This is a genomic window from Marinospirillum sp. (assembly GCF_044810985.1).
Lineage (GTDB): Bacteria > Pseudomonadota > Gammaproteobacteria > Pseudomonadales > Halomonadaceae > Marinospirillum.
Genome location: NZ_CP085242.1, coordinates 246486 through 271753, shown reverse-complemented (window position 1 = coordinate 271753; position 25268 = coordinate 246486). Strand labels below are relative to the sequence as shown.

The window sequence follows — 25268 nt, the reverse complement described above, 5'->3', positions numbered from 1 at the left end:
TGATGTTCGCACAAGTTGAACGCCTGCCTGCCGACCCTATTCTGGGACTGATCGAAGCTTTCAATCGTGATACCAACCCCAATAAAATTGATCTGGGCGTGGGTGTCTACAAGGATGCTCAGGGCAACACCCCCATCATGCGGGCTGTCAAGGAAGCAGAATCCCTGCTGCTGGCTCAGGAGACCACCAAAAGCTATATCGGCTCACACGGCGATCCGCTGTTTGCACAACATCTGCTTCCTCTGGTTTTGGGTGCTGATTCACCGGCACTCCAGGAAAACCGCGCCAGCCTGACTCAGGCCCCTGGTGGAACCGGTGCTTTACGTCTGGCCGCCGACTTCATCAAACGCACGGCAGACAACAAAAAAGTCTGGATTTCCAACCCCACCTGGCCCAACCACTATGCCATTTTCAAAGCTGCGGGGGTTGAGTACGCCAGTTACGGCTATGTCGACACGCAAAGCAATGAGTTGGATTTTCCAGCCATGCTTGCCGACCTGCAGCAGATTCCTGAAGGGGATGTGGTACTGCTGCATGCCTGCTGCCATAACCCCACTGGGTTTGACCTCAACCAGGAACAATGGCAACAGGTGGTCCAGGTGCTTCAGGAACGCCAGCTTTTGCCACTGGTGGATTTTGCTTATCAGGGTTTTGGTGAGGGTCTGGAAGAAGATGCCTGGGCCGTGCGCCTTCTGGCCAAGCAACTGCCGGAAGTCATGATTACGGCTTCCTGCTCGAAAAACTTCGGTCTTTACCGAGAGCGCACCGGTGCCTTTATCGCCCTGGCCAGAAATCAGGAAGACATGGAGAAAGTCCGCAGCCAACTGGCCGTGGTGGCCCGCTCCAATTACTCCAACCCACCGGCACATGGCAGTTCCATAGTGGCCACCATTCTGGGCAGCCAGGAACTGAAACCCTTGTGGGAAGAAGAAGTCACTGAAATGCGCCAGCGCATCAACACCCTGCGTAATGACTTTGTTCAGGCCCTACAACCTTATGGCCTGGCTGACAAGTTTGCCTGTGTTGCCCAGCAGCAGGGGATGTTCTCCTATTCCGGCCTGAAACCTGAAGAGGTGGCCCAGCTGCAGAAAGAATTCGGGATCTACATGGTCAGCACCGGGCGCATGAATATCGCCGGTTACAACCAGCAGAACCTCGGCTATCTATGTGAAGCCATAGCCAGTGTCTGTAAAGCGTCTTAAAGTCATCTACACGGGCGGCACCCTGGGGATGCTGCCCGGCCCTCAAGGCCTGGTACCCGCTCCGGGATTTGCCAACCGCCTATGCCAGGCTCTCCCGGACAACTGGCTGAGTAACAACCGGCTGCAACTGGATTTCCTGGAGCTGGATCCACCGCTGGACTCCTCTGCCATGCAACCCCGACACTGGTTCCAACTGGCAGCGCTGGCCCGGCAGGCGGAAGACAGTGTTCAGGGTATCGTCATTTTGCAGGGAACGGACACTCTGGCCTGGACTGCATCCGCCTTGCATTGGTTGCTTCCAGAGATTTCCTGCCCTCTTCTGGTGACTGCCGCACAAAAACCCCTGAATACGCCCTCTTCTGATGCCTTGTCCAATATTCAGCAGGCCCTGCTCTGGGCCAGCCAGCCTGATTTGACCGGTGTTTATCTCAATTTTCACCATCAACTGTTTGACCCTCGCTATTGCCGCAAACAAGATGCCCAAGCCATGGATGCTTTTGCCAACCCTCGCGGCCAGGCATTGGCTCACTTTCGGCAACCGCTTCCCTCAATCACTGCACCCAGCTTTCCACAAGCGCTCAATTTCCAGCTTACAATCCAGCAACTCCAGTATCTGAGCGAACATTTCCAGGCCCGCATTCTGCGCTTACCGTTGATTCCCGGCCTGGACGCCAGTTATCTGGTAAAACTCACAGACTCGCTGGATGGCCTTCTGCTGGAAGGCCTGGGCGCAGGCACCAGCCCACCGCTTCGCGAATTCTACACGGCCCTGAAAAAACACAAGATTGTCACTGGAATGCTGACCCAGTGCTGGTCAGGTCAGGTCAGTCATGACTATGCAGCCAGTGCCGAAGCCCGGCAGGCAGGAGTTGTCAATCTGGGGGCAAGCACTCCGGAAAATGCACAAGCATCCCTGACCTGGCTACTGGCCCTGCGACAGCTAAAACTTGCCTCAGATCGAAAAACACCCCTCCTCTGGCAAGAAGCTTGCATGTAAACCAACAACAATTTGATACCCAGCCTTACCTGTTCGTGAACCAGTTCAAGGTTTAATGCATATACCTGAAATAAGGTATGCCATTAATCCCAGCCTGACATACAATGAATAACATAAATAAAAATTACACAACGATTGGATCTGAAGGAGGTTAACGATGAGTGATCTTGGTGAGCGTATTAAACGCCTGAGAAGAGCGCAAAATCTTACCCAGCAGCAGTTGGCTGATCTTTTAAACATCGACCAGGGCGCTGTTTCCCGCTGGGAAAGAGGCCACATCACTCCCTCCGCCCGCTATCGCAAGGAACTGGAAGAGGTTCTCGCCTCACCACTGATGGAGTTGGATGAACCCCTTTTGGAAAGCGTCAACAAAGACCTGCACTTTTCGCTGATACTGGATTGCCAACTGCGTGTACTGGCCGCTTCGGAAACCACCCTGGCCGTGAATGGTTGCCGCAGTCGTGAAGAGCTGGTCGGTAACACTTATATGCCGTTACTGAACGAAACAGCACTCAACCTTTACAGCTGGATGAAAGATGCGGGTGCTTTTAATGAAGGCATCAGTTGGGCAAGGTTTACCCTGCCCACACCGACCCTGCACTCCGGCTACCGCTGGATGGAAAGCCTCTGGATTCCCTTCCGTCTATCCAACGGTGAGCTGGTCTACCGGATTTGCAGCAAGATGGTCGATCAAATGCCTGCCGAGGGGCTGGGCCGGGCCACCCTGGAAGTACACGGCAAACAACTGGAATTGCTGGTGCCCACTCAACAACAAAGCCGCAGCACTCAACAACCACGCCCCAGCCTGCATAGAGACTGGCACGAGGCTATTTAATGCTCGCGTGTCGAGTGGAATTCAATGTCCGGGAAACGTTCCTGAGCCAGCTGCAAGTTAACCCGGGTCGGTGCCAGGTAAGTCAATAAACCGGCCCCATCTTTGGCAAGGTTGTCTTCAGCCTTGCGACGGAATTCATCCAGTTTTTTGTCATCCGGGGAATCAACCCAGCGGGCGGTCTGCACGCTGATGGGTTCATAAAGGCAGTCCACTTTATATTCATCCTTGAGGCGGAACATCACCACCTCAAACTGCAGCTGACCCACCGCACCCAACACCAGGTTGTTGTTCTTGAAAGGCTGGAACAACTGCACTGCACCTTCTTCTGATAACTGCTGCAAACCTTTTTGCAACTGCTTCATTTTCAAAGGGTCCTTGGGGCGAACCAGCTTGAAGAGCTCCGGCGCAAAGTGAGGAATGCCGGTGAATTTCAGGTTTTCACCTTCAGTGAAGGTATCCCCGATCTGGATGGTGCCGTGGTTATGCAGACCGATGATATCGCCTGACCAGGCCTCTTCCAGCAGTTCACGCTCACCGGCCATGAAATTGACAGCATCGGCAATGCGTACATCCTTGCCAATACGGCAGTGGCGCATTTTCAGTCCACGCGTGTACTTGCCGGAACAGATACGCATGAAAGCAATGCGATCACGGTGCTTCGGGTCCATATTGGCCTGGATTTTAAAGACAAACCCGGAGAACTTTTCTTCATCAGCCGCAACAGGGCGGGTTTCCGTGGCACGTTCTGCGGGAGGCGGTGCCCACTCCACAAAATCCGTCAGCATTTCCCGCACCCCGAAGTTACCCAAGGCGGTACCGAAATACACAGGTGTCAGCTTACCTTCCATGAAGGCATCCTGATCCCAGAGATGGGTTGCACCCTGAACCAGCTCCAGCTCTTCAACCAGTTCTTCATATTCATCACCGAGAAAGTCACGGGCTTCCTGAGAATCCAGACCCTTAATTCGCTCATCTTCAGGAAGAACATGTCCCTGACCGGGGCGGAAAACATGAATTTCATCGTTATAGAGATTATAAACACCCTTGAACCACTGCCCGGAGCCGATCGGCCAGTTGATGGGGGCGGCCTTGATCTTCAGAACTTCTTCAATTTCATCCAGCAATTCAATGGGATCACGAATATCCCGATCCAGCTTGTTGACGAAGGAAAAGATCGGCGTATCCCGCAAACGGCAGACGTCCATCAGCTTGATGGTGCGATCTTCGACACCCTTGGCACCATCCACCACCATCAGGGCCGAATCCACAGCGGTCAGGGTACGGTAGGTGTCTTCAGAAAAGTCCTCGTGACCCGGCGTGTCCAGCAGGTTGACAATGCGATCGTGGAAAGGAAACTGCATGACTGAAGAGGTAATGGAAATCCCCCGATCCTGCTCCATGGTCATCCAGTCCGAGGTGGCATGCTTGTCACTCTTCTTACCCTTGACACTACCTGCCGTCTGGATCAACTGCCCCAGCAACAAGAGTTTTTCGGTGATGGTGGTCTTACCGGCATCCGGGTGGGAAATGATAGCAAAGGTACGCCGCTTCTCTACTTCTTTGGCAATCTGTGTGTTGGACATCCAACCCTCAAGAGTCTGATTTCAAATGATCGCTATTTTCGCTGATAACCCCGGCTTTAACAATGCCCAACTTCTACGGCTGCAAACTCACGGCTTTTCCCTTAAACTCGCAGGCTTATGAAAGGAGTGATGACTTTGCAAGAGAACAGCACCACCCAACCCTTGCCCCTGTCCACTCCAGGTCGAAACCTGATGCGTCTGACTCTGGTTAGGGGTATTACCTGGACGGGTTTTCTGGGCGGGATTATTTTCGGTCTGGAAGTGGTGGGTTTTCAGCTCAATATCCTGGCGGTGTTTTCCGTAATAATCGCCATGGCTTTAATCAACCTTTTAACCTGGTGGCGGTTGAAGTGGCAGCGCCCGGTGGCGGATATCGAGTACCTTTTGCATCTACTAGTGGATGTGATTGGCTTAAGTCTCTTGTTTTATTTGACCGGAGGGGCCAACAACCCTTTCATCTCTTACTTCCTGGTACCTCTGACGATTTCTGCAGCCACCCTGCCCTGGCGCTTCACCTGGATTCTGGCCTGCTACATTCTGGCTTCCTATACTGCACTGATGTTTTTTCATCATCCTGTCCCCCAACTTGGTCAACACCTGGAAAGCAGTGGTTTAAGCCTGCATGTTCTGGGCATGTGGGTGAACTTTATCCTCAGCACCGGGTTAATCACGGTCTTTGTTTTCAAGATGGCTCAATCCTTGCGTAACCGTGATGCCGATTTGTCCGACACTCGCGAACAGGCTTTACGAGACGAACAAATCATGGCCGTTGCCACTCAGGCTGCCGGAACTGCACATGAGCTGGGAACACCCTTATCGACCCTGGCTGTTTTACTCAAGGAAATGCACAACGAGAATCAAGACAATCCCGAGCTTCTCGCTGATCTGAAGCTTTTGCGCAGCCAGGTGGACACCTGCAAGTTAACCTTGCAATCCCTGGTGAGTAATGCGGACAAATCACGACTGCTCAACCCGGAAAGCAAGCCTGTGAAGGCTTTTCTGAAAGATGTACTTGAACACTGGGAGGTTTTAAGACCGGATGTTCGCTACTGTATTGACTGGCCTGAAGGCAACCAGCCCGAGCCCTGGATACTCGCCGATATCACCTTGCAGCAGGCTTTGATCAACCTGCTCAATAATGCTGCCGACGCCAGTGGTAAAAAACCCGTCACCATCAGTATGGAATGGGATGCTGTGGAAGCCCAGATCGAAATTCATGACCAGGGGCCAGGTATTCCCATGGAAATTGCCGAACGCCTGGGGCAGACGTTTATCTCCACCAAAAGCAAGGGCTTGGGTCTGGGACTGTTTTTGACTCATGCTACAATAAACCGTCTGGGTGGTGCTGTGCGCCTGTACAATCATAGTCAGGGAGGTACGTTGACGGAAGTCCGCATACCTGTTTTAGGCACCCCTACACCGGGAAGCCACCGATTCACATCCTAAGCACAGGTTCTACAAGATGAGTATTGAAGAGCAGCAGGACGACAAACTTCGCATCCTGATTATTGATGACGATGAGGTTTTTGGACAGGTACTGGAGCGCGCCCTGAACAAGCGTGGCTATGAAGTCGCCCGCGTCATGGATGATCAACAGGCGCTGGAAAAAACCCGTGATTTTGAACCTGATTACATCAGCCTGGATCTCAAGCTGGAAGGCAGTTCCGGCCTCAACCTGCTTCCCCAGTTGGTTGAAGCCTCCCCACAATCAAGAATTGTTGTTCTAACCGGCTACTCCAGTATTGCCACGGCAGTCGAGGCCATTAAGCTGGGTGCCGTCAATTATCTGTGCAAACCTGCCGATGCCGATGAGATTCTTGCCGCTTTCAACAAACAGGAAGGCAACCCGGACACCCCTCTGGCGGAACAGCCCATGTCCGTCAACCGCCTGACCTGGGAACATATCCAGAAGGTGCTGCATGAGCAGGATGGCAATATCTCGGCAACAGCCAGGGCCCTGGGCATGCACCGCCGCACTTTACAGCGCAAACTGCAAAAGCGGCCCGTTAAACGTTAACCGCCTGGGTTTACTTTTCATCCAGATAACGCTGGGGATCAAAAGCCCGCACCCAGTCCGGCATGAAAGCCGTCAGGCCGGTAATAATCATGCCGTTCACGACCGCTTCGGGTGGCAGTGTCAGTGGCAAAAACAAAAAGTATTCATTGGCCAGACGCGTAAACTCATAACCGCTGGTATAAAACCAGGTAATGGCGATCACGGCCAGACCAGAAGAGAGAGTGGCAGCCGCTGCCCCGACTCCACCCGCCACGAGTACAAAAATAAAAAAATTGGCAGGCAGCTTGCGATCCACCCAGCGCCATACCCAGTGGCTCACAAACACCGGCAGCACACAAACCACCAGCCCATTGATACCCAACATATCCCATTCGGATCGCCCGGTCAGAGCCGTCACCAGCAAGGCCAAACTGGTTGCCACCAACGCCATGGGCCAATAGAACATCAGTGTCAGGGTGGTTGCCAGGAGCAAGTGAATGGAAACCGTAAAACTGATATCGGCTCTCAACTGCCATAAAAAAGCCACCAGCAGAACACTGCCCAGAAAAAGATGCTGCAAGCCGACCTCACGAAAAAGGATTTTCCAGGGCACACGAAACAGGGCCAGAATCAAAAACAGTATCCAGAACACCAACCCCATCCAGCCCAAAGCACCTGGATCAATACTTGCTGAAAAACTCATTTGCTGATCCCAATCAAATAAAACATATATTTACACTTCATCAATGTAGATAACTGGAAAAGCTTTCAAAGCAAGGGCATAATTCGCGCTGCTTATCAGAACTCCAATAATATTTCCTGTGCATCCCAGTATAGCCTCAATAACCATAACAAGCAGCCAGGGACAGCAACAGACCTTCTCGTTTTTTTATAAACCTCTTATCCAAGAATTGGAGATCTGTTTCTATGCTTTCATCACTCAGGCTATTGGGTATTAACCTGCGCCTCTGGATCATTCTGGCCCTGGCTGTGCTTTCCCTACTTGCCCTAAGCCTTCTGGCCATTCAACAACAAAGAGCGGCCCTTCTGGAAGAAAAGGATCTTCAACTCAGCCAGCTTCTGGAATTGGCCGAGACCACTCTGAAGCATCATTATCAGCTGGCGGCTTCGGGGGAGGTTTCAGAAGAAGAAGCCAGGAAGCGCGCTTTTGCCATCATCGAAGACTTTCGCTACACCACCGGCAGCGACCAGGATTATTTCTGGATTCTGAGCACTCAGGGCGAAATGCTCATGCACCCCCAACAGCCCGAATTGATCGGTCGGAACCTGCGCAGCGCTGAAGACCCTGAGGGCTATGCCTTTTTCCGTGACCTTCTTCAGGGAGCCAAACAACAGGGAAGCGGCCAGATTCGTTATGTATGGGACAAGCCCGGCTTCAATTCACCTGTAGGAAAAATGGCTCGTTATCAAGCCTTTACAGACTGGGACCTGGTTCTGGTCAACGGTATTTATCTGGATTCACTCAATGCCCAGGTACGTCAAAGTATCTATTCATTGCTGAGTATCTTCGTTATCTCAGCGGCTGTCATGGCCGCTCTGATTTTGTTGGTGACCCGCTCCATCCAGCGACCCCTGAAGGATATGCTCAACCGTATGCGCCAGATTGCTGACGGGGATGGGGATTTGACACATCGCCTGCCGCTGGAAGGCAAAGACGAACTCATGCACATTAACCGCGCCTTCAACCGCTTTATCAGCAAAATTCAGGAGCTGGTCAAGGAGTCGCGGGAATCAGCACTTTCAGTCTCCGCTGCTGCTGAAGAGCTGTCTGCTGTTACCCAGCAAAGCGCCCAGACGGTCCAACAACAGAGTCAGGAAACCGATCAGGTGGCCACAGCCATGAATGAAATGACGGCTACCGTTCAGGAAGTGGCCAGCAACGCCACTTCAGCCGCCAGTGCTGCCTCTGAGGCCAATCACCAGACCCAGGTGGGTCAGCAACGCCTTCAGGAAACCCTGGAAACCCTGGGACAACTGGATGCCAGCATCAAAAACACTGCTAGCACCCTGGAAGAGTTGCGTGCCGGAACCGCAAACATCGGCACGATCATGGATGTTATCAGTGGCGTGGCTGAGCAGACCAATCTGTTGGCCTTGAACGCCGCCATTGAAGCCGCCCGCGCCGGTGAACATGGGCGGGGTTTTGCGGTCGTGGCCGATGAGGTTCGCAATCTGGCGGCTCGCACCCAGCAAAGCACCGGGGAAATCAGGGAAATGATTGAACGTTTGACAGGTGAAGCCGAACGCTCCTTCAAAGCCATGGCGCATAGCAGTGATCAGGCCGTGGAAACCGTGGCTCATGCCCAGGAAACCTCCCAGGCACTGGAACAGGTAGCTGCAGCCATTCAGCAGATTGCCGACATGAATACCCAGATTGCCAGTGCAGCAGAAGAGCAGGCGGCTGTTGCTGATGAAATCAACCGCAATGTCGTGAACATCAATGAGCTTTCTTCACAAACCGAAGAGGGCGCTTCCCACACGACGCAAGCCAGTGAAGAGCTGGCCGGTCTGGCAGAAAACCTCAATCATCAGGTCAGCCAGTTCAAAACCTGACCTCAGGTTCCAGGGATGGAACCTTTTCCTGACAACACACCCGGTTGCGACCGGCAGCCTTGGCTTGATAAAGCTGATAATCCGCACCGGACAGCAGCTTATCCAGGGTCATGCCCTCCCTAAGACCCATCACGCCGGCACTGATTCTTTGCTCTATTCCCAGAGGGCATTCATGCTCTTCCAGGGCTTTACGGATTTTCTCGGCGGCCTGAAAAGCCTGGTTGCAACTGGTTTCCGGGCAAATCAGTAAAAACTCCTCACCCCCCCAGCGACCAAAAACATCACTGGTGCGTACTTTTTCTTCAACCAGGCGGGCAAAGCTTTTCAACACCTCATCCCCAATCTGGTGACCATAATTATCATTAACGGCTTTGAAATAATCCAGATCAAAAAGCACTATGGACAAGGGACGGGCATGGCGCCGCGCCAGAGAAACCTGCTCGGTCAGCACCCGATCCAGGTGATGGCGATTGTAGCAACCGGTCAGTTTATCGGTGATGGACACTCTTTCCAGTTCACTGTTTTTTTCCAACAACTCACTCTCAGCCTGGTAAAGGCGGGCGTTGACCTTGCGAATACGATGATTAAGGTTCATCAGGTGCAAGGTATACAGACCCAGCACCAGCAAAACAATCAAAAGAAGCAACAGCCCCGGCAACACGCTTCGCCAGGGGAAGTTCTGCTCCTGTGGCAACTCCACCCAGCGATTATAGATTCGGGAATGCTCTTGCTGGGTGACACCGACCAGCAGCTTGTCGAGAATCTGTGTCAGCAGCGGCCAGTCGTCCCGCACGCCCATGCCCAGGTCAAAGGAGTAAGGTGTTTGTCCGGAGACTTTCAAGTTGGCCAGACCTTCAGTTTTGATCAAATGGGTCGCCGCTGCCAGGTTGCCAACAAAAACCTCTTCGTCACCTGAAGCAACCTGCTTCAAGCCTTCCAGGGCCGAACGAACCCGCTTGATGTCCAGTTCCGGGAAGTGATTACTGAGCATCTCATCAGAAGCATAGTCTTCAACCACCACCAATTGCTGACCCTGCAGATCCCCGATATCGGGAATGTAATCAACCTCCTGTCGGGTCACCAAAACCATGGGGGAGCGTACATAAGGCTGAGTGAAATTCAGAAATTGACGGCGTTCAGGGGTCGCCGCAATAGCCGGCAGCAAATCAATTTCCCGGTTTCTGGCTGCCTCCATGATTCGGGGCCAGGTCAGGTTTCTGACCAGCTCGATCTCCAGCCCCAATCTGTCTTCCAACAAATCCAGGTAGTCGGCACTGATTCCCTGCAACTGCCCTTGCTGATCATAATATTCAAATGGAGCCCAGTCCGGGTCCACCGCAACACGCACCTTATCCAGTGAATCCAGAAAACTTCGCTCGGTTTTGGTCAGGTTAAAATTCCGGGAGGCAGAATCCCTGGTTGATTCAAAAACCAGACCCTGGTATCCCCGTTCATCCGTAGCCAAGAGCTTATGCTCAGCAAGCTGCTGCAAGATATAATCCAGCCGCCCCTTGTCCAGATGCCCCATTTCAATCGTGTGCCGGGCAATCATGGGTTCCAGACCCAGAGCTTCATTCATCAGAGCACTGCGGGACTTACCCTGGGTGTTGTAGCGCTCCAGAATCAGATCAACCATTTCCTCCTTGTTATCCAGAGCATAGTGCCAGCCACGGATCACCGCTCTTTTCATGGCTTCGACACGCTCAGGATTTTCACTGGCTTCCTGGGCATTGGTAAAAAGAATATCGCCATAGAAGTCCATTCCGTAGTGCTTGGGGTCAAGGATATTCACCGGATAACCCTGTTCCCGGAGCTGGAAAGGCTCATTGGTACTGTAGGAAGCAATGGCATCCACCTCCCCGGATTTGAGCTTTTCCATGCGTTCATCCCAGGGTTGGCGCAACATCCCCTCTTTCAGTACACCCTGGTCTGCCAGCATCGCGAGAATGTTGATGCCTTCCGAGTTATTGTCATAAAAAGCCAGGCGTCGCCCGATTAGACCCTGAGGGCTTTGAATGCCCGAGGAACGCAAGGTCATCAGAACATTGGGGGAATGTTGAAAAATGGGGGCCACCAGTTGCAAACCCTGTCCGGCATCACGATGAAACAGGAGGATGGAGTCGGCCACACCGTATTCAGCCTCGCCTTCCAGCACCTGCAGAACATTGTTGCGGCTCATGTCTCTTTCCAGCAACCGTACCTGCAGACCTTCATCGGCAAAAAAACCCTGCTCCAAAGCCGCATAATAACCAGCAAACTGGAACTGGTGCAGCCATTTCAATTGCAGGGTCACTTCCTCATCAGCCGCCTGTGCCCCGGACGTAAAACAGGCAAGGGTCAAAAGGGCCAGATAAGCAAGCCTTGTTTTTAAACTGCAAAGGGGCATCATAGGCAACCGGGTTGTATGAAATAACTCCAAGACCCATTCCCTGGATTGCAACAACCTTACTTAACAACTTGCTTACATGGAACGGCATGTTTATGGCATTTGCAGCCTTTTTTACCTTAACAAAAACTTAAAAAACCAATGCAGAGCAATATAAAGACAACATCTTTTCAAAATGTAAGCAAAAGTTACCCTGAAGAATCACCGGAATGCTCAAATGAAGCTGTTTATATTATTCTTCACCCTGCTCTGGCTTAACCCTTTCAATGCCAGTGAACTGGCTGCAGCTGACTTCGTTCAACCTCTGACCCAGGGTGAAGTGCTTAAACTGGACTATACAGAGACAACAACTCCACCCGATACCTCTGCAGCCTGGCAGCCTTTTTCCTTTGACCAAAGGCTGGCCAATGAGGAATTGGACTTAATCACTGTCTGGTTTCGTACTGAATTCAAGCTGGATCAACGACCTGAAGAACCACTCAAGCTTTATCTGCCCCGTTTGTTTCAGGGAGGGGTGATCTACCTGAATGAGACTTTGCTGACTCGGATTCCAGGTGCCGATCCGCAAACCCAGGCCCGCTGGCTACGCCCGCACCTGATCAACCTACCTCTGGACAGTCTTCAAGCAGGCCGCAACAGTCTCCTGCTGAAGGTTGATACCCGTTGGCCCAGTGTTGGTCTGGGCACACCTCTGGTTGGCACTTCAGACCGGATCACACCCGAGTATGATCAGCGCTATTTTATTGAGCAGGAGCTCATTGTCATCTCAGCCACTGTTTTGCTGATGGGAGCCCTTTTTTTGCTCGTAATCTGGCTGCGTCGCCCCAAAGAGGTGAGCTATGCCCTCTTTGGTTTGGCCATGCTGGCCTGGGGGCTGCGTTCCAGTTATAACCTCTGGCCATTGATCCCCATGGATTACTGGCTTCTCAGCCGGGCTGGGTTTTACGCAGTCACGGGGTTTGGCAATATTCTTCTCTGCTTGTTTATCCTGCGTGCTGCCAGTATTCATCACTCCTGGTTGGAGCGGCTGGCTCTGGTTTACGCGGCGTTAGGCCCTCTTGCCATGCTGATACTGGATGACCTTTTCGTGAAATGGGATGCCCTCTGGTATCTGGGTGCCATGCCCCTGAATGTTTTTGCGGTGGTGGCTATCGCAAGAGCAGCCTGGTTCCAGAGAAACTGGGATCAGGTTGCGCTTGCCGTGGGTATGGGACTGGGTGTTGCTGCCTTTCTGCATGACACCCTGGTGCAGGCTGGCTGGATGCCTTCTTCGGGTTTTTATCTGAGCCATGTGGCAGTGCCCCTGATCCTCTGCTCGATGGGGCTGGTGTTAACTGCGCGTTTTACCGAAGCCTTGCAGCGCGAAGAAAACACCAGCCAGGAGCTTGCTGCGCGGGTCAAGCAAAAGGAAGAGTCCTTGAAAGCCAGTTATGAGACAGTCCGAAAAATGGAAGCCGAACAGGTGCGCACTCAGGAGCGTCAACGCATCATGCGCGATATGCATGATGGCCTGGGCTCTCAGCTACTCTCTTCCTTGATCCTGGTGGAAAGTGGAGAGGCCGATCACAAGCAGGTAGCACAATTACTTCGTGAATGTCTCGATGATATGCGCCTGGTGATTGACACCCTGTCTCTGGATGAGGAGGACCTGGTCACCGCTCTGGGAACTTTGCGTTTTCGCATGGCCCCGCGCTTAAATGCCCTGGGCATTGATTTGCAATGGGATTTACAAGGCCTCAGTGATGACGTGAAAATCAACCCGGATGCCATTCTGGTGATCCTGCGTATTGTTCAGGAAGCCTTGTCCAATGTACTGAAACATGCCAAAGCCAGTAAAGTGCAATTTACCCTGCAAAACTCCGAAGAAGGCTTGAGCTTCTCCATGGTCGATGATGGTTGCGGCTTTAACAGCAACCAGTCCTATCCAGGCAAGGGACTCACCAACATGCAGCACCGGGCCGCCTCCATTGATGCGCAACTCAGCATTAACAGTGATGCCTCGGGGACTGGCCTTCACTTCCATAAAAGACTTGAGTGCCATGCCGATCAATAAACCCATCCTGAGTGTGCAAAACCTGAGCAAAAGCTACCCCACCCCGCAGGGTGCTTTAAGGGTTTTTCAACAACTCAACCTGGAATTACCAGCCGGACAAAGCCTAGCCCTGATGGGGGAATCCGGCAGTGGCAAAAGTACCCTGTTGCACTTGCTGGCCGGACTGGAAGAACCCGATAGCGGACGGGTATTTCTCGACAACCAGGAATTGACTCAGGCCTCCGAAGCTCACAAGGCACAAATCCGCAGAAAGTATCTGGGACTGGTTTTTCAGCAGTTCAACCTGATTCCCAGCTTACAGGTCAGGGACAACCTGGCCTTCCAGGCTCGGCTGGCGGGTTGCCATGATCCGCAATGGCAGGCTGAAATTACCACCCGCCTGGGGTTGAAAGAACTTTTGGATCGCTATCCGGAGCAGCTCTCCGGTGGCCAGCAACAAAGAGTGGCCCTGGGGCGTGCTCTGGGCCACCGCCCGCAACTGCTGCTGGCCGATGAACCCACCGGCAGCCTGGATGAAACCACCAGCGACCAGGTTATGCAGCTGCTGCTGGAACTGGTGCAACTCAGTGGCACCAGTCTTTTGATGGTGACCCACAGTCAGCGTCTGGCTCAACAACTGGATCAAGTGCTGCAGTTGCAGGCAGGACAGCTGGAAGCGCTGGGCTCATGAAAGCTTTCGGCTGGACACTGCTGACTCTGCTCAGCCACTGGCGCAGGCATCCGGTACAACTGGGCAGTCTATTGCTGGGGTTGTGGCTGGCGACGGCCCTTTGGTCAGGTGTGCAAAGCCTGAACCATCAAGCCCGGCAAAGTTATGACCAGGCAGCCGATCTGTTCAGTCAATCCGAATTGAGCAGCTTGCAGGCTCCTGGCGGTGAGAATTTTGATCAGGAGCTTTGGATCAAGCTGCGAAAAGAAGGTTGGCCTCTGGTGCCTTTATTGCAGGGGCGTCTGCGTCTGGAAGCGATGGACACGCGATTACAGCTCGTTGGCATTGATCCTCTCAGCCAACAGGCCCTGGATGGCACTGCAAGCCAGGTAACAGGCTTCACGAACCTGAAGGATTTTATCACTGCTCCCGGCCTGACCCTGATCGCCCCAGCCACCCTGCAGCAACTGGGCTGGCAAGCCGGTGATCGCCCGGTGACCGCCGCCAGCGGCTATCAGCTACCGCCCCTGGTGGCTGCCGAAGGCCTGGCACCGGGAACCCTGGTCATGGATCTGGGCTGGGCGCAGCAGGCTTTGGAAGCACCGAGTCAATTAAACCGCTTGCTGGCTCCTGCTGATTGGCTGGCCGAGTCTCAGGGTGACCTACCCTCACTGCCTGAATCTTTTGAGAATAAACTGATCTGGCAAAGCGGGGAAGAAGAAGCCGATCTGGCTCGCCTCACGGAAAGTTTTCACCTGAATCTGACCGCTCTGGGTCTACTGGCCTTTGCTGTGGGTCTGTTTATCGTGCATGCCACTCTGGGGCTGGCTCTGGAACAAAGACAGGGGATGCTGAGAACCCTGCGCGCCAGCGGCATCACCTTGAGCAGTCTGTTGGCCGCCTTGGCTCTGGAGCTGGGCAGCCTGGCTCTACTGGGTGGTCTGGCAGGCCTGATCAGTGGTTACTGGCTGGCAGCAGTGCTGTTGCCGGATGTCGCCGCCAGCCTGCAAAGCCTTTACGGTGCCCGCATTGCCGGTCAGTTGCAGCTGCAACCAGAAACCTGGCTGACCGCACTGGGCATGAGTTTGGGTGGTATGCTGCTGGCCGGTGGCAGTTGGCTGTACAAGGCTGCACGCTTACCGCTGCTTTCCCTGGCACGCCCCCAGGCCTGGTATCAAGCGGAAAGCCGTCGCTTAAAACGCCAGGGTATTCTGGCCCTGGTTGCCTTGTTGGTCGCAGGTCTGGCCTGGTTTCAGGGTGACAGTCTTGCCTGGGGCTTCCTGCTACTGGGCAGTCTCCTGCTTGCTGCGGCTTTGCTTCTGCCTTTGTTGTTGCAGGTTTGTCTGCTGTTGGGCCGACGTCTGGCCCGGCATCCTGTTCACCAATGGTTCTGGGCCGACACTCGCCAGCAGCTTCCCGGCCTGTCCCTGGCCCTGATGGCCTTGCTGCTGGCCCAGGCAGCCAATATCGGGGTGGGCACCATGACGGAGGGTTTTCGGCAAACCTTCATGGGCTGGCTGGATCAGCGCCTGGCCGCCGAAGTCTATCTGCGCCCAGAATCCCAGCAGCAGGCACTGAAAATGGAAGCCTGGTTGGCTGAAGACCCCCGCATAGAAGCCATTTTACCCAGTTATCAGACCAACACCCATCTGGAAGGCTGGCCGCTGGAAGTCACTGGTCTTGCCGATCACGCCACCTATCGTCAGCACTGGCCGCTTTTGCAGCAGCTTGCCCAGCCTTGGGAACAGGTGTTTACCCATCAGGCCTGGTTAATCAGCGAACAACTGGCCTATCGGATGCAAGTGCAACCCGGAGACACCCTGACTTTAAACACCCCCGAAGGCCCGGTCAGCCAGACTGTTGCCGGAATCTACCCGGATTACGGTAATCCCAAGGGGCAGCTCCTGATGAGCAATGCCCAGTTTCAGCGTCACTGGCCGCAACAAGCCGTCTCCAGCTATGCACTGCGCCTGCCCGTCGAACATACCGAGGATCTTGTGGCTGAACTGCGTGAGGTTTTTGCCCTGGACACCTCACGTGTTCTGGATCAGGCCAGTCTGAAAGACTGGTCCACTCGGGTTTTTGATCGCACCTTCACTGCCACCAGCGCACTCAGCACCCTGACTCTGGGTCTGGCGGCTCTGGCACTGTTTGCCAGCCTGCTGACCCTCAGCCAGGCGCGCTTGCCGCAACTGGCTCCGCTCTGGGCGGTGGGCCTGAGCCCTGCACAATTGGCGGGCCTGAACCTGCTGCAACTACTGCTGTTGGCCCTCCTGACAGCCGTTCTGGCCCTTCCCCTGGGCTTATTGCTGGCTTGGTGTCTGGTGGCTGTGGTCAATGTTCAGGCTTTTGGCTGGCGACTGCCCCTGCATTTCTTTCCTGGCTTGATGGCATTTTCGGTTTTTCTGGCACTGCTCAGCGCTTTACTGGCCGCCGCCTGGCCCAGCTGGCAGCTTCGCAAACAAGCTGCAGGGCGTTTGTTAAAGGTTTTTGCCCATGCTGATTAGAATATTACTGGTGTTGCTGGCCTGCGTTGCATTACTGGCTTGCAGTCAGGAAGAACCACCTGCCCGAGGTTTTGCGGGTCTGGGCACCAGTGTGGAAGGCTTTGCTCAGGTTAAGCCTGATCCCCAGCTGAGTTTCCCTGAAGACCTGGGCAGCCACCCGGATTACCGGATTGAATGGTGGTATGTCACCGCCAATCTAACCGATGAACAGGGTGAAGAATGGGGCGTGCAATGGACGCTGTTTCGCCAGGCTCTGCAACCCGGCTCGGATGAAGACCAGGGCTGGCAAACACCCCAGCTTTGGCTCGGCCATGCTGGCCTGACTTCACGCCAGAATCATTGGCAAAGCGAACGCCTGGCGCGGGGCGGCATCGGCCAGGCCGGAGTCACGGCGCAACCCTTCAAAGCCTGGATTGATCACTGGCAGTTTACCAGCCTGGGCGATTCCTTCAGCCCACTTAGCCTGACTGCTGCCGGTGATGATTTTGCTTACCAGTTAGAGTTACAGACACAGCAGCCGCTGGTTCTTCAAGGCGAAGCAGGCTACAGCCGCAAATCCAACCAGGGACAGGCTTCCTACTATTACAGCCAGCCTTTTTTTGAGGTGAGTGGCCAGTTACAGGTCGGGAAAGAAACCCTGCAGGTTTCCGGTCAGGGCTGGATGGATCGGGAATGGAGCAGTCAGCCGCTGGCTGGCAATCAGGAAGGCTGGGACTGGTTTTCCCTGCACCTGGACGGTGGTGACAAGCTAATGGTTTTCCAGTTGAGAGACCAACAGGGCGCAAACTTTCATTCCGGCACCTGGATCAGTGCCCAGGGCGAAGCCACCCCTTTGCAATCCGAGCAGATTCAACTCGAACCTCTCAACCAAACCCAGGTGGCCGGACGCCGCCTGCCCACCCGCTGGCAACTGACCATCCCGGACAAAAACCTGAAAATCACCACCCAGGCCTTGAACCCCAAAGCTTTTATGGACACCAGCATCCCCTACTGGGAAGGCCCGATTCACTTTGAAGGCAGCCACACCGGGCGGGGATTTCTGGAAATGACCGGGTATTAAGCCCAGTTTTTTAAGATTAAGCTGCGCTAATCAAACTTGCGTTTCTTATCATGGCGGTAAGGCTTACTGGTATTGCTGGTCACCATAACCTGCGACACAGACTGGGTAATGGATGCCTTCAACCCCTCGAAAACCCTAACCGCATCTGAGTACTTCAAGTAATCCAGAATGCCTTCAGCCAGGCTGTCAACTATGGCCTCAGCCTCTCTAATTCGAAAGCTCTTGGAGGCCGCTAACCCAACAAGAAATTTTTTCTCCGGGAAAACCTTACTCCCTTTAAGCTTCAACGCCATCTTGTTATCAAGGGTGTCATAAATAGGTGTATGGGTAATGTCAAAGGGCGGGGAAACAAATACCTTCTGCATGTCCGGCGCATACTGAAGAGCAAAATTTTTCAGATGGGCATCGCCGTTACCAATCAAACAGTTGAATACAATATAGCGATACATTTTGCGCACTTCCTCAAAGCTTTGGGTGTAGAGGTAGGTCGCTTCAAGCAAAGTTTCATAGCTGCCGGTGTATTTTGCATCGGGCGAATTGGGTCGCTTCATCAAGGTGGTGAAATCTTCATAACCCAGCAGCCTGCCTTCGGGTTTATCAAACCGCTCCACCACAAAGATTTCCAGGTTTTCCGAGAGGTAAACAGGTGGGGGTTCCAGACCACAATGCCTGGCCGCTTGCATGCAGACAAATTCATTGACTGTCAGCAAAGGAAATTCTTCATCAAAGGCTTTAACAATGAGATCTTTCTGCTCAAGAGTTCGGCTGGTATCCAGAATGCTGACTTTCGGCTGTACGCCTGACAAGGTGTTTCTCAAGTAATACTTTTCCAGCAACTGCGGAAAAAGCGGTTCCTGCCCTTGATAGTTGAGGATTTCATTCAATGAAGCCGAGCCTGCTTCAGGCAATTCAAAGCCTGGATCATAAGCCAGCATTCCAACGCCCTTTTCTCCTTGAAGGGCCAACAGATACATATCATCCACTCTGGCATAGCGGGCAAGTCGCTCAGAGATAAAACGGCGGTTGAAGCCCTCGGGCAGGTTTTGAGAAAAAATCGGGTGAAGTGCTCCTGATGAGTAACCATCAAGGGTTGGACGAGTCATGGTCAAAGAGACCGGCTGACCTACCTGTGTGGGTTGGTAGTGGTGAACGGACCCTTTAGTCAGCAAACCCAAGTCCATCTGACCAAGCCGTACCTGTATTTTATCAACCCTGTTGGGCAAACTCTGAAAGCTCATCACTCTTCTCCAAACAGCTCATCCAGCTCATCCCAATCAGGAAATCGGTGCACTTTTTCAGTTGCAGTCAATTGCAGACCAACGGCATCCAGATAGCGCTCCAAAATATCCAGAGAACCTGTAAAGCGGCCATTTTCAATTTCCGATAGAGTGCTTTTATGGATACCGGTGGTTTCAGCCATCTGCTTTTGAGTTTGGCTTAGGTGCTTACGTGCCGTGCGAATCTGTTCACCAATGCGTTGCCGGGAGGACATAATCTTTCTCTTTGCTTGCTATATAGCGATCAATGTTAGCTCAAAAGCCTAAACTTTGCTATATGGCAAACTTAAAAGTCTAGTGGTAAACACCGACATAAAGATTATAATCACGGCTCAAGCCAGACCCTCCTTACTTTTCAACCCCAAGCCTCAGACCTCTTACAGTGAACCCACGCCATCGAAGTAAAAAAAGCCAGGCCAAACCAATTCGCAAAGGCCTGCACCCAAGGAATCGCCACAACCAGGGCTATAACTTCCCGACTCTGGTCAAAAGCCACCCGGCACTGGCCCGGCATGTAAAACCCAACGCCCACGGCGACCTTTCCATTGATTTTGCCGACCCTCTGGCCGTAAAAATGCTCAACGCGGCATTATTGAAACACGACTACCAGCTGGTTGATTGGGATATTCCAGAAGGCGCACTTTGCCCACCCATCCCCGGCAGAGCTGACTATATCCATTACATGGCTGACCTGCCCGGCCTTGATCAACCTGGCATCAAGCTTCTGGATATAGGCACAGGAGCCAGTGGCATCTACCCGCTACTGGCCTGCCAGATTTACGGCTGGAAGTGTGTCGGCAGTGACATTAACCCTGAGTCTCTGGCAAACGTTGCCGCAATGATCGACAAAAATCCTTCTCTCCAGGGCCGCATCACACTGCGCAGACAGCAGGATAAAAACCATATTTTTTCAGGAATCATTCAACCGGGTGAGTTCTTTGACCTCAGCGTCTGCAATCCACCCTTCCACGCCTCGCCAGAGGAAGCCCTGAAAAGCAGCCAGCTGAAAACCAGCAACCTGGCACTAGCCCCCACCCTGAATTTTGGTGGGCAGGGAGCAGAGCTCTGGTGCAAAGGGGGCGAGCAGCTGTTTCTGAAAAAAATGGTCAGAGAAAGCCAAGTGTATTCCACTCAATGCCGTTGGTTTACCAGCCTGGTTTCCAAAGCCGACAATGTGAAGCCCATCAAAAAACTGATTCGTAAGCTGGGTGCCCTTGATCTACGCGAAATCGAGATGAAACAGGGCAACAAGATCACACGGGTACTGGCCTGGAGCTTTCTCTGAACTGCGCACAAGGTGGGTCAAAATAAATGGCCATTGACACTCTGTTGCGTTAACCAAATTATTTACGTACAGTTTCCTGTACATAAACACAAAACAGGTGACCCACTATGGATGCTATAAGCTACACCAGCGCTCGAAGCAACCTGGCAAAAATGATGCAACAAGTGTGTGATGACCATAGCCCGGTCATTATCACTCGCAGCAAAGCACCGTCTGTCGTTATGCTCTCGCTTGAAGATTATGAAGCCCTGCAGGAAACGGCTTATTTGCTACGCGCTCCAAAAAATGCGCGCCGATTGCTGGCCTCTATTGCTGAACTTGAGGGCGACCAGGGCACAGAAAGAGAACTGCTGGAATGAAACTGATCTTTTCAGAAAATACCTGGGAAGATTATCTCTATTGGCAAAAAACAGACAAAAAAACCGCCAACAGAATCAACAAACTGATCAAAGAAACTCAGCGCAACCCCTTTGAAGGAATCGGCAAACCAGAGCCTCTCAAACACAATCTAACAGGCTACTGGTCAAGAAGAATCAACGAGGAAGATCGTATGGTCTACAAAATGACTGATAACGCTCTTTTAATTGCCCAGCTTCGCTATCACTACTGAATTACTGCATGGCTGTCAGGTAGAGCAGTAAAACTCATGGGTATGACATAGAGTTCTAGTGATCACCCAAAAAAACAACAATTCCTGTCTTCATCCACAACAGCCAGTGCCTTTTCGATGGTTCCGACCTGGGCCACGGGATCATAGGCATGCCACCGCAAATCCTGTCTCATCCAATAGATTTTCCAGAGCCCCTTGGTTCTGACGTAAGTCAATTTGGCGACGGGAGTTTTGGTGACCTCTCCGGGTTTTCTCCAATCAGGGCGCACCTCCAGAATTTCTATGCTCTGACCTGAAAGGTGATATTCAACATCAAGTTCAGAACGCATGTGGACTGGTGGTCTTCTTCTTTTCAGGAAGTCCTCCAGTGCCCTCTCAACTGCTTTATGCTCAAGCTCAGTTAATGCCATTATTCTTATTCCATGCAAACAGTCTGATCATTTTTTGTATGAAAATTCTCAAAAGCTGAAATCTCTTAGGTTTTTCTACAGCCTGAATGCCGCATTCAGCGGCTTGTCCGCTGCAATGCTTTGTTAGGCGCAGCTTGGCGATAAACCAAGACTGGGTGAACCAATACTCTAGGGTAACGACACGTTCTTACCATAGCTGCGTATTCCAGACCAAGCCTGCCACTGATTCCAGACGAAAGCTGCCACCCATTCCACGCGAAGCCTGCCACTGATTCCACGGCAAAGCTGCCACCTGAGCAGTGAGCCTGAATCTCCCTTTTTTGATGCTCCCTGCGGGATAACTAACCGGTAATCTGACTTCATTTCATTCGGAGATGAGCAGATGCCAGCCAAGAGGTTATCCATGCGTAAGATTAAAGAAGTCCTGCGTCTCAAATGGGACAGGGGGCTCAGTAACCGGCAGGTTGCTGCAACCTGTGGTATCAGTCGCCCGACTGTGAGCGAGTATCTGCGACGTTTTTCAGAAGCGGGTCTGAACTGGCCCTTGCCCGCTGAGATGGATGAGTCCAGGTTGGAGCAGAAGCTGTTTCCTCCAGCGCCTGACTTGCCTGCTCAGGCCAGAGGCCTACCTGATTGGCAGCAGATCCATCAGGAGCTTAAATTCCCTAAAACCACCCTCTTCCTGCTGTGGCAGGAGTACCGTGCGGCCAATCCTGAGGGTTATCAATACAGCTGGTTCTGTGATCACTATCGGAGCTGGCAAGGCAAGTTGGATCTGGTGATGCGTCAGAATCACCGAGCCGGTGAAAAGCTCTTTGTGGATTATGCAGGTCAGACAGCCCCCGTCATTGATCCCAACACAGGCGAGATCCGTGAAGCTCAGATTTTTGTTGCGGTCATGGGGGCATCCAATTACACCTTTGCTGAAGCCACCTGGTCGCAGAAGCTGCCAGACTGGATCCACTCTCACATTCGTGCCTTTGAGTTCCTGGGTGGTGTGCCTGAGCTCGTGGTTCCAGACAATCTGAAATCCGGTGTCACCAAGGCTCACCGGTATGAACCCGATCTGAACCCAACCTACCAGGACATGGTCTCCCATTATGGGGTCTCGGTTGTGCCTGCACGGGTTCGTAAACCCCGCGACAAGGCCAAAGCTGAAGGCGGTGTGCTGATCGTTGAACGCTGGATCCTGGCGGCCCTGCGACACCGACAACACTTCTCTCTGGGTCAGTTAAACGCTTCCATCCGCGAACTGCTCACCCTGCTGAATCAGCGCCCCTTCCGCAAACTGCCTGGCAATCGCCAGGAGCACTTTGAAACCATCGATCGTCCGGCTCTACAGCCCCTGCCTGCGGAACCCTACACCTATGCCCAGTGGAAGAAGGCACGAGTCCACATGGACTACCACGTAGCCTTTGAGGGGCACTATTACTCGGTTCCTTGCAGCCTGGTAAAAAAGGAGGTGGAGCTGAGAGTCACTGAATACACCCTTGAGGTCTTTTATCGAGGCCAGCGCGTTGCCAGCCATCAGCGCAGTGCCCATAAGGGTCGTCATACCACGGTGACCGCACACATGCCTGAAGCCCACCGCCAGGCCGGTGAATGGACCCCCGAGCGACTGGTGAAATGGGCTGCGAAAACGGGCCCGGCAACCGAGCAGATGATTATCAAGGCGCTTGCGCATCGCAAGCACCCTCAACAAGCTTACCGAGCCTGTCTGGGGATCCTGAGGCTGGGCAAGGCCTACAGTGAGAAACGGCTGGAGTCAGCCTGCCAAAGAGCCCTGATGCTGGGTAGCTACCGCTACAAAAGCATCGAATCCATCCTCAAGCACCGGCTGGATGAGCAACCGCTGGACATCCAGGAAGAGCTCTCCCTACCGGATCAGCACGACAATATTCGTGGCCCTGCCTACTACCATTAAAGGATCTTCATCATGTTAAAACACCCCACTCTGGACAAACTCCACGCCCTCAAACTCAATGGCATGGCAGCGGCTCTAACCGACCTGTCCCTCACACCTGAAAGCGAACAAATGAGCTTTGAAGAGCGACTGGGCCTACTGGTGGATCGAGAGATGACCGAGCGAGAAAACCGGCGCATGAGCAGTCGATTAAGGCGAGCCAAACTCCGGCACACGGCCAGCCTTGAGGACATTGACTATCGCAGTCCGCGGGGGCTGGACCAGGGACTCATTCAATCCCTGGGGAGCTGTCAGTGGATCAAGGAGCACCTGAATCTACTGATCACAGGGCCAACCGGTGTGGGCAAAACCTGGCTGGCTTGCGCTCTGGCACACAAAGCCTGTCGAGAAGGCTACACCGCCCAGTATGTTCGCCTGAACCGATTGTTCCACGAGCTATCCGTAGCCAAGGGTGATGGTCAATACCCCCGCCTGCTCGCCAACCTGGCCAAGGTTGATGTGCTGCTTCTGGACGACTGGGGACTCATGAAGATGACCGCAGAAAACCGTCGGGACCTGTTGGAAGTCATGGAGGATCGACAAGGCCGACGTTCAACTATCGCCACAAGCCAGCTGCCCGTTGAGGAATGGCACGGTGTCATCGGTGATGCCACCCTGGCTGATGCGATCCTGGATCGACTGGTACACAACGCCTACAAGATCAATTTAAGAGGGGAATCAATGAGAAAAAAGCGAAAAAAGTTGACTGAAAACCCACCTTCGGAATAACAATGAAAACCCCGCATTGAGCATCACCTGGGGTGGCAGCTTTGCCGCGGTCCGGGTGGCAGCTTTGAAATGGAATGGGTGGCAACCTTCAGCGGTTTACGCACCATAGCCTCTATACCATCAAATCCTCGAAACATGCCACGAAATGCTCTTTCAACACTCTCATGATCTGCTAGCTCATCCTTATCAAACTCAGCTAAAGGAATGAAGGGATCATCGTCCTCTGACGGCACTGATGTTATTATCCCAAGCATAGTGAATTCTTCTGTTGGGAATGAGCCATAAGTAAAATGAAATGCTGTAGGGTCAGAAATAGTGAAATTTTTAGCATCTAAGTGACCAAAAATATGCTCATCAATCTTTCCTCCAGAAGGATAGACTCGAATATTTGTTATTTTTGGCAAAAAAGCATCGATCCATGTTTTCATTCCATCAAGAATCCACTGAGGAACCATCTCAACAGCTCTGGAGCTTGAAACGAGACTATCTAGACCAGCTCTTAACTCTTTTGCTTTTTGCTTTGCAGCAGCTTTTCTATTCCTGTCACCAGGTGCACCTTCCAACTTTTTTATCTGATTTTCAATTAATAGATATTCAGGATTATTTTTTAGCGTGTCCTCATGACTACGATTGATAAGATTTACAATATCAGGGAAATCATGTCCGATCTTTTTCATCCGTTCATAATCTTCAATTACAATTCGACCGGTGCATTTTATGCACAATGCATTTTTTAATGATACCCTCAAGCTTGGATCTTTTAGGCTATTTAACTCCGTCGAGTCATCGAGATTGAACAGATAGCCCGAAGCAAGAAGTTCAGTCTCTAACTCTTGTAAAAGCGCATGATGTGGCTTTATTGTTACCTTGTTCTGCTCGATATCATGCGAAGTTCCGCCCGCATCATGCTTAAATACTTTGAAGTCGTAATTTCTTTTATTATCAGCAGTAGCTCCCTTCTCTGATTGACTTTCTTTCAGTTCAACGACCCCTCCAGTAAGTTGGCTATACAATGAAATGGCTTTATCTAAGTCGACATAAATGTAGTCATACAAATTCATTTTATAAATTGTTAATGGCCAACTAAACTGACCCGCTTCTGGCCATTAATTTTGACCCACCCCCAAGGTGGCTTTGGCCACCAAAACCAGT

At 52.5% G+C, this 25268-nt stretch carries 22 protein-coding genes; 15 read left to right on the top strand and 7 right to left on the bottom strand.

Translation table 11 applies throughout. From position 1 onward, the window contains the following. Positions 1-2 precede the first annotated feature (2 nt). From LG323_RS01315 to LG323_RS01305, 3 genes are all read left to right on the top strand, one after another. On the top strand, positions 3-1202 hold the full coding sequence (locus LG323_RS01315; protein ID WP_310697052.1) for an amino acid aminotransferase: 1200 nt from the start codon (positions 3-5) through the stop codon (positions 1200-1202). Next, a complete protein-coding gene (locus LG323_RS01310; protein ID WP_404418351.1) occupies positions 1183-2199 on the top strand; it encodes an asparaginase in 1017 nt (338 codons plus the stop codon). Before LG323_RS01315 ends, LG323_RS01310 begins: the two co-directional genes overlap by 20 nt. 157 nt (positions 2200-2356) lie before the next feature. Then, on the top strand, positions 2357-3034 hold the full coding sequence (locus tag LG323_RS01305) for a helix-turn-helix domain-containing protein (protein WP_404418349.1): 678 nt from the start codon (positions 2357-2359) through the stop codon (positions 3032-3034). Here the strand turns inward: LG323_RS01305 and LG323_RS01300 are convergent. Beyond that, positions 3031-4617: a peptide chain release factor 3 gene (locus LG323_RS01300; protein WP_404418347.1), complete on the bottom strand. Its 1587-nt coding sequence runs from the start codon at positions 4615-4617 to the stop codon at positions 3031-3033. The genes LG323_RS01305 and LG323_RS01300 overlap by 4 nt on opposite strands. Positions 4618-4752: 135 nt before the next feature. Between LG323_RS01300 and LG323_RS01295 the strand changes: the two genes are divergently transcribed. Both LG323_RS01295 and LG323_RS01290 read left to right on the top strand, forming a co-directional pair. After that, positions 4753-6063 carry an ATP-binding protein gene (locus LG323_RS01295; protein WP_404418345.1) on the top strand — a complete coding sequence of 437 codons (1311 nt, stop codon included), beginning with the start codon at positions 4753-4755 and terminating at the stop codon, positions 6061-6063. Between the two features lie 16 nt (positions 6064-6079). Then, positions 6080-6634: a response regulator transcription factor gene (locus LG323_RS01290; protein ID WP_310697752.1), complete on the top strand. Its 555-nt coding sequence runs from the start codon at positions 6080-6082 to the stop codon at positions 6632-6634. Between the two features lie 10 nt (positions 6635-6644). Here the strand turns inward: LG323_RS01290 and LG323_RS01285 are convergent, their stop codons facing one another. Next, entirely contained in the window at positions 6645-7316 is a 672-nt protein-coding gene (locus tag LG323_RS01285) for an energy-coupling factor ABC transporter permease (protein ID WP_404418342.1), read from the bottom strand. A gap of 224 nt (positions 7317-7540) precedes the next feature. Between LG323_RS01285 and LG323_RS01280 the strand changes: the two genes are divergently transcribed. Further along, positions 7541-9187: a methyl-accepting chemotaxis protein gene (locus tag LG323_RS01280; protein ID WP_404418340.1), complete on the top strand. Its 1647-nt coding sequence runs from the start codon at positions 7541-7543 to the stop codon at positions 9185-9187. Here the strand turns inward: LG323_RS01280 and LG323_RS01275 are convergent. Further along, entirely contained in the window at positions 9177-11480 is a 2304-nt protein-coding gene (locus tag LG323_RS01275; protein WP_404418338.1) for a diguanylate cyclase, read from the bottom strand. The genes LG323_RS01280 and LG323_RS01275 overlap by 11 nt on opposite strands. A 310-nt stretch (positions 11481-11790) precedes the next feature. Here LG323_RS01275 and LG323_RS01270 point away from each other — a divergent pair, with 310 nt between their 5' ends. From LG323_RS01270 to LG323_RS01255, 4 genes are read left to right on the top strand one after another with little or no spacing between them, the layout of a single operon-like run. Continuing rightward, positions 11791-13626: an ATP-binding protein gene (locus LG323_RS01270; protein WP_404418336.1), complete on the top strand. Its 1836-nt coding sequence runs from the start codon at positions 11791-11793 to the stop codon at positions 13624-13626. After that, a complete protein-coding gene (locus tag LG323_RS01265; protein WP_404418334.1) occupies positions 13613-14296 on the top strand; it encodes an ABC transporter ATP-binding protein in 684 nt (227 codons plus the stop codon). The genes LG323_RS01270 and LG323_RS01265 overlap by 14 nt, the downstream gene beginning before the upstream one ends. Continuing rightward, a complete protein-coding gene (locus LG323_RS01260) occupies positions 14293-16782 on the top strand; it encodes an FtsX-like permease family protein (RefSeq protein ID WP_404418332.1) in 2490 nt (829 codons plus the stop codon). Before LG323_RS01265 ends, LG323_RS01260 begins: the two co-directional genes overlap by 4 nt. Further along, positions 16772-17842 (top strand): lipocalin-like domain-containing protein, encoded by a 1071-nt coding sequence (locus LG323_RS01255; RefSeq protein ID WP_404418330.1) that lies wholly within the window; start codon positions 16772-16774, stop codon positions 17840-17842. Before LG323_RS01260 ends, LG323_RS01255 begins: the two co-directional genes overlap by 11 nt. Before the next feature lie 26 nt (positions 17843-17868). Here LG323_RS01255 and LG323_RS01250 read toward each other — a convergent pair whose 3' ends face one another. Together LG323_RS01250 and LG323_RS01245 are read right to left on the bottom strand one after the other, a co-directional pair. Then, a complete protein-coding gene (locus LG323_RS01250) occupies positions 17869-19023 on the bottom strand; it encodes a type II toxin-antitoxin system HipA family toxin (protein ID WP_404420097.1) in 1155 nt (384 codons plus the stop codon). A 56-nt stretch (positions 19024-19079) separates the two neighbouring features. Beyond that, entirely contained in the window at positions 19080-19334 is a 255-nt protein-coding gene (locus LG323_RS01245) for a helix-turn-helix domain-containing protein (RefSeq protein WP_404418328.1), read from the bottom strand. Positions 19335-19501: 167 nt separating this feature from the next. Between LG323_RS01245 and rlmF the strand changes: the two genes are divergently transcribed. From rlmF to LG323_RS01230, 3 genes are all read left to right on the top strand, one after another. Next, positions 19502-20404 (top strand): 23S rRNA (adenine(1618)-N(6))-methyltransferase RlmF, encoded by a 903-nt coding sequence (rlmF, locus tag LG323_RS01240; RefSeq protein WP_404418326.1) that lies wholly within the window; start codon positions 19502-19504, stop codon positions 20402-20404. Positions 20405-20511: 107 nt separating this feature from the next. Further along, positions 20512-20763, top strand: a complete 252-nt coding sequence (locus LG323_RS01235; protein WP_404418324.1) for a type II toxin-antitoxin system Phd/YefM family antitoxin — start codon at positions 20512-20514, stop codon at positions 20761-20763. Continuing rightward, a complete protein-coding gene (locus LG323_RS01230) occupies positions 20760-21014 on the top strand; it encodes a Txe/YoeB family addiction module toxin (protein ID WP_404418322.1) in 255 nt (84 codons plus the stop codon). Before LG323_RS01235 ends, LG323_RS01230 begins: the two co-directional genes overlap by 4 nt. A 62-nt stretch (positions 21015-21076) precedes the next feature. Here the strand turns inward: LG323_RS01230 and LG323_RS01225 are convergent, their stop codons facing one another. After that, complete coding sequence (locus LG323_RS01225; RefSeq protein WP_404418320.1) at positions 21077-21424, bottom strand: DUF3024 domain-containing protein; 348 nt, start codon at positions 21422-21424, stop codon at positions 21077-21079. Between the two features lie 382 nt (positions 21425-21806). On the opposite strand from LG323_RS01225, the gene istA reads away from it, so the two are divergent. Further along, positions 21807-23348 (top strand): IS21 family transposase, encoded by a 1542-nt coding sequence (gene istA / locus LG323_RS01220; protein WP_404418318.1) that lies wholly within the window; start codon positions 21807-21809, stop codon positions 23346-23348. A 12-nt stretch (positions 23349-23360) separates the two neighbouring features. Continuing rightward, positions 23361-24116 carry an IS21-like element helper ATPase IstB gene (istB, locus tag LG323_RS01215; RefSeq protein ID WP_404416229.1) on the top strand — a complete coding sequence of 252 codons (756 nt, stop codon included), beginning with the start codon at positions 23361-23363 and terminating at the stop codon, positions 24114-24116. Positions 24117-24139: 23 nt separating this feature from the next. On the opposite strand, the gene LG323_RS01210 is transcribed toward istB, so the two are convergent. Continuing rightward, on the bottom strand, positions 24140-25177 hold the full coding sequence (locus LG323_RS01210; RefSeq protein WP_404418316.1) for a hypothetical protein: 1038 nt from the start codon (positions 25175-25177) through the stop codon (positions 24140-24142). Between the last annotated feature and the right edge of the window lie 91 nt (positions 25178-25268).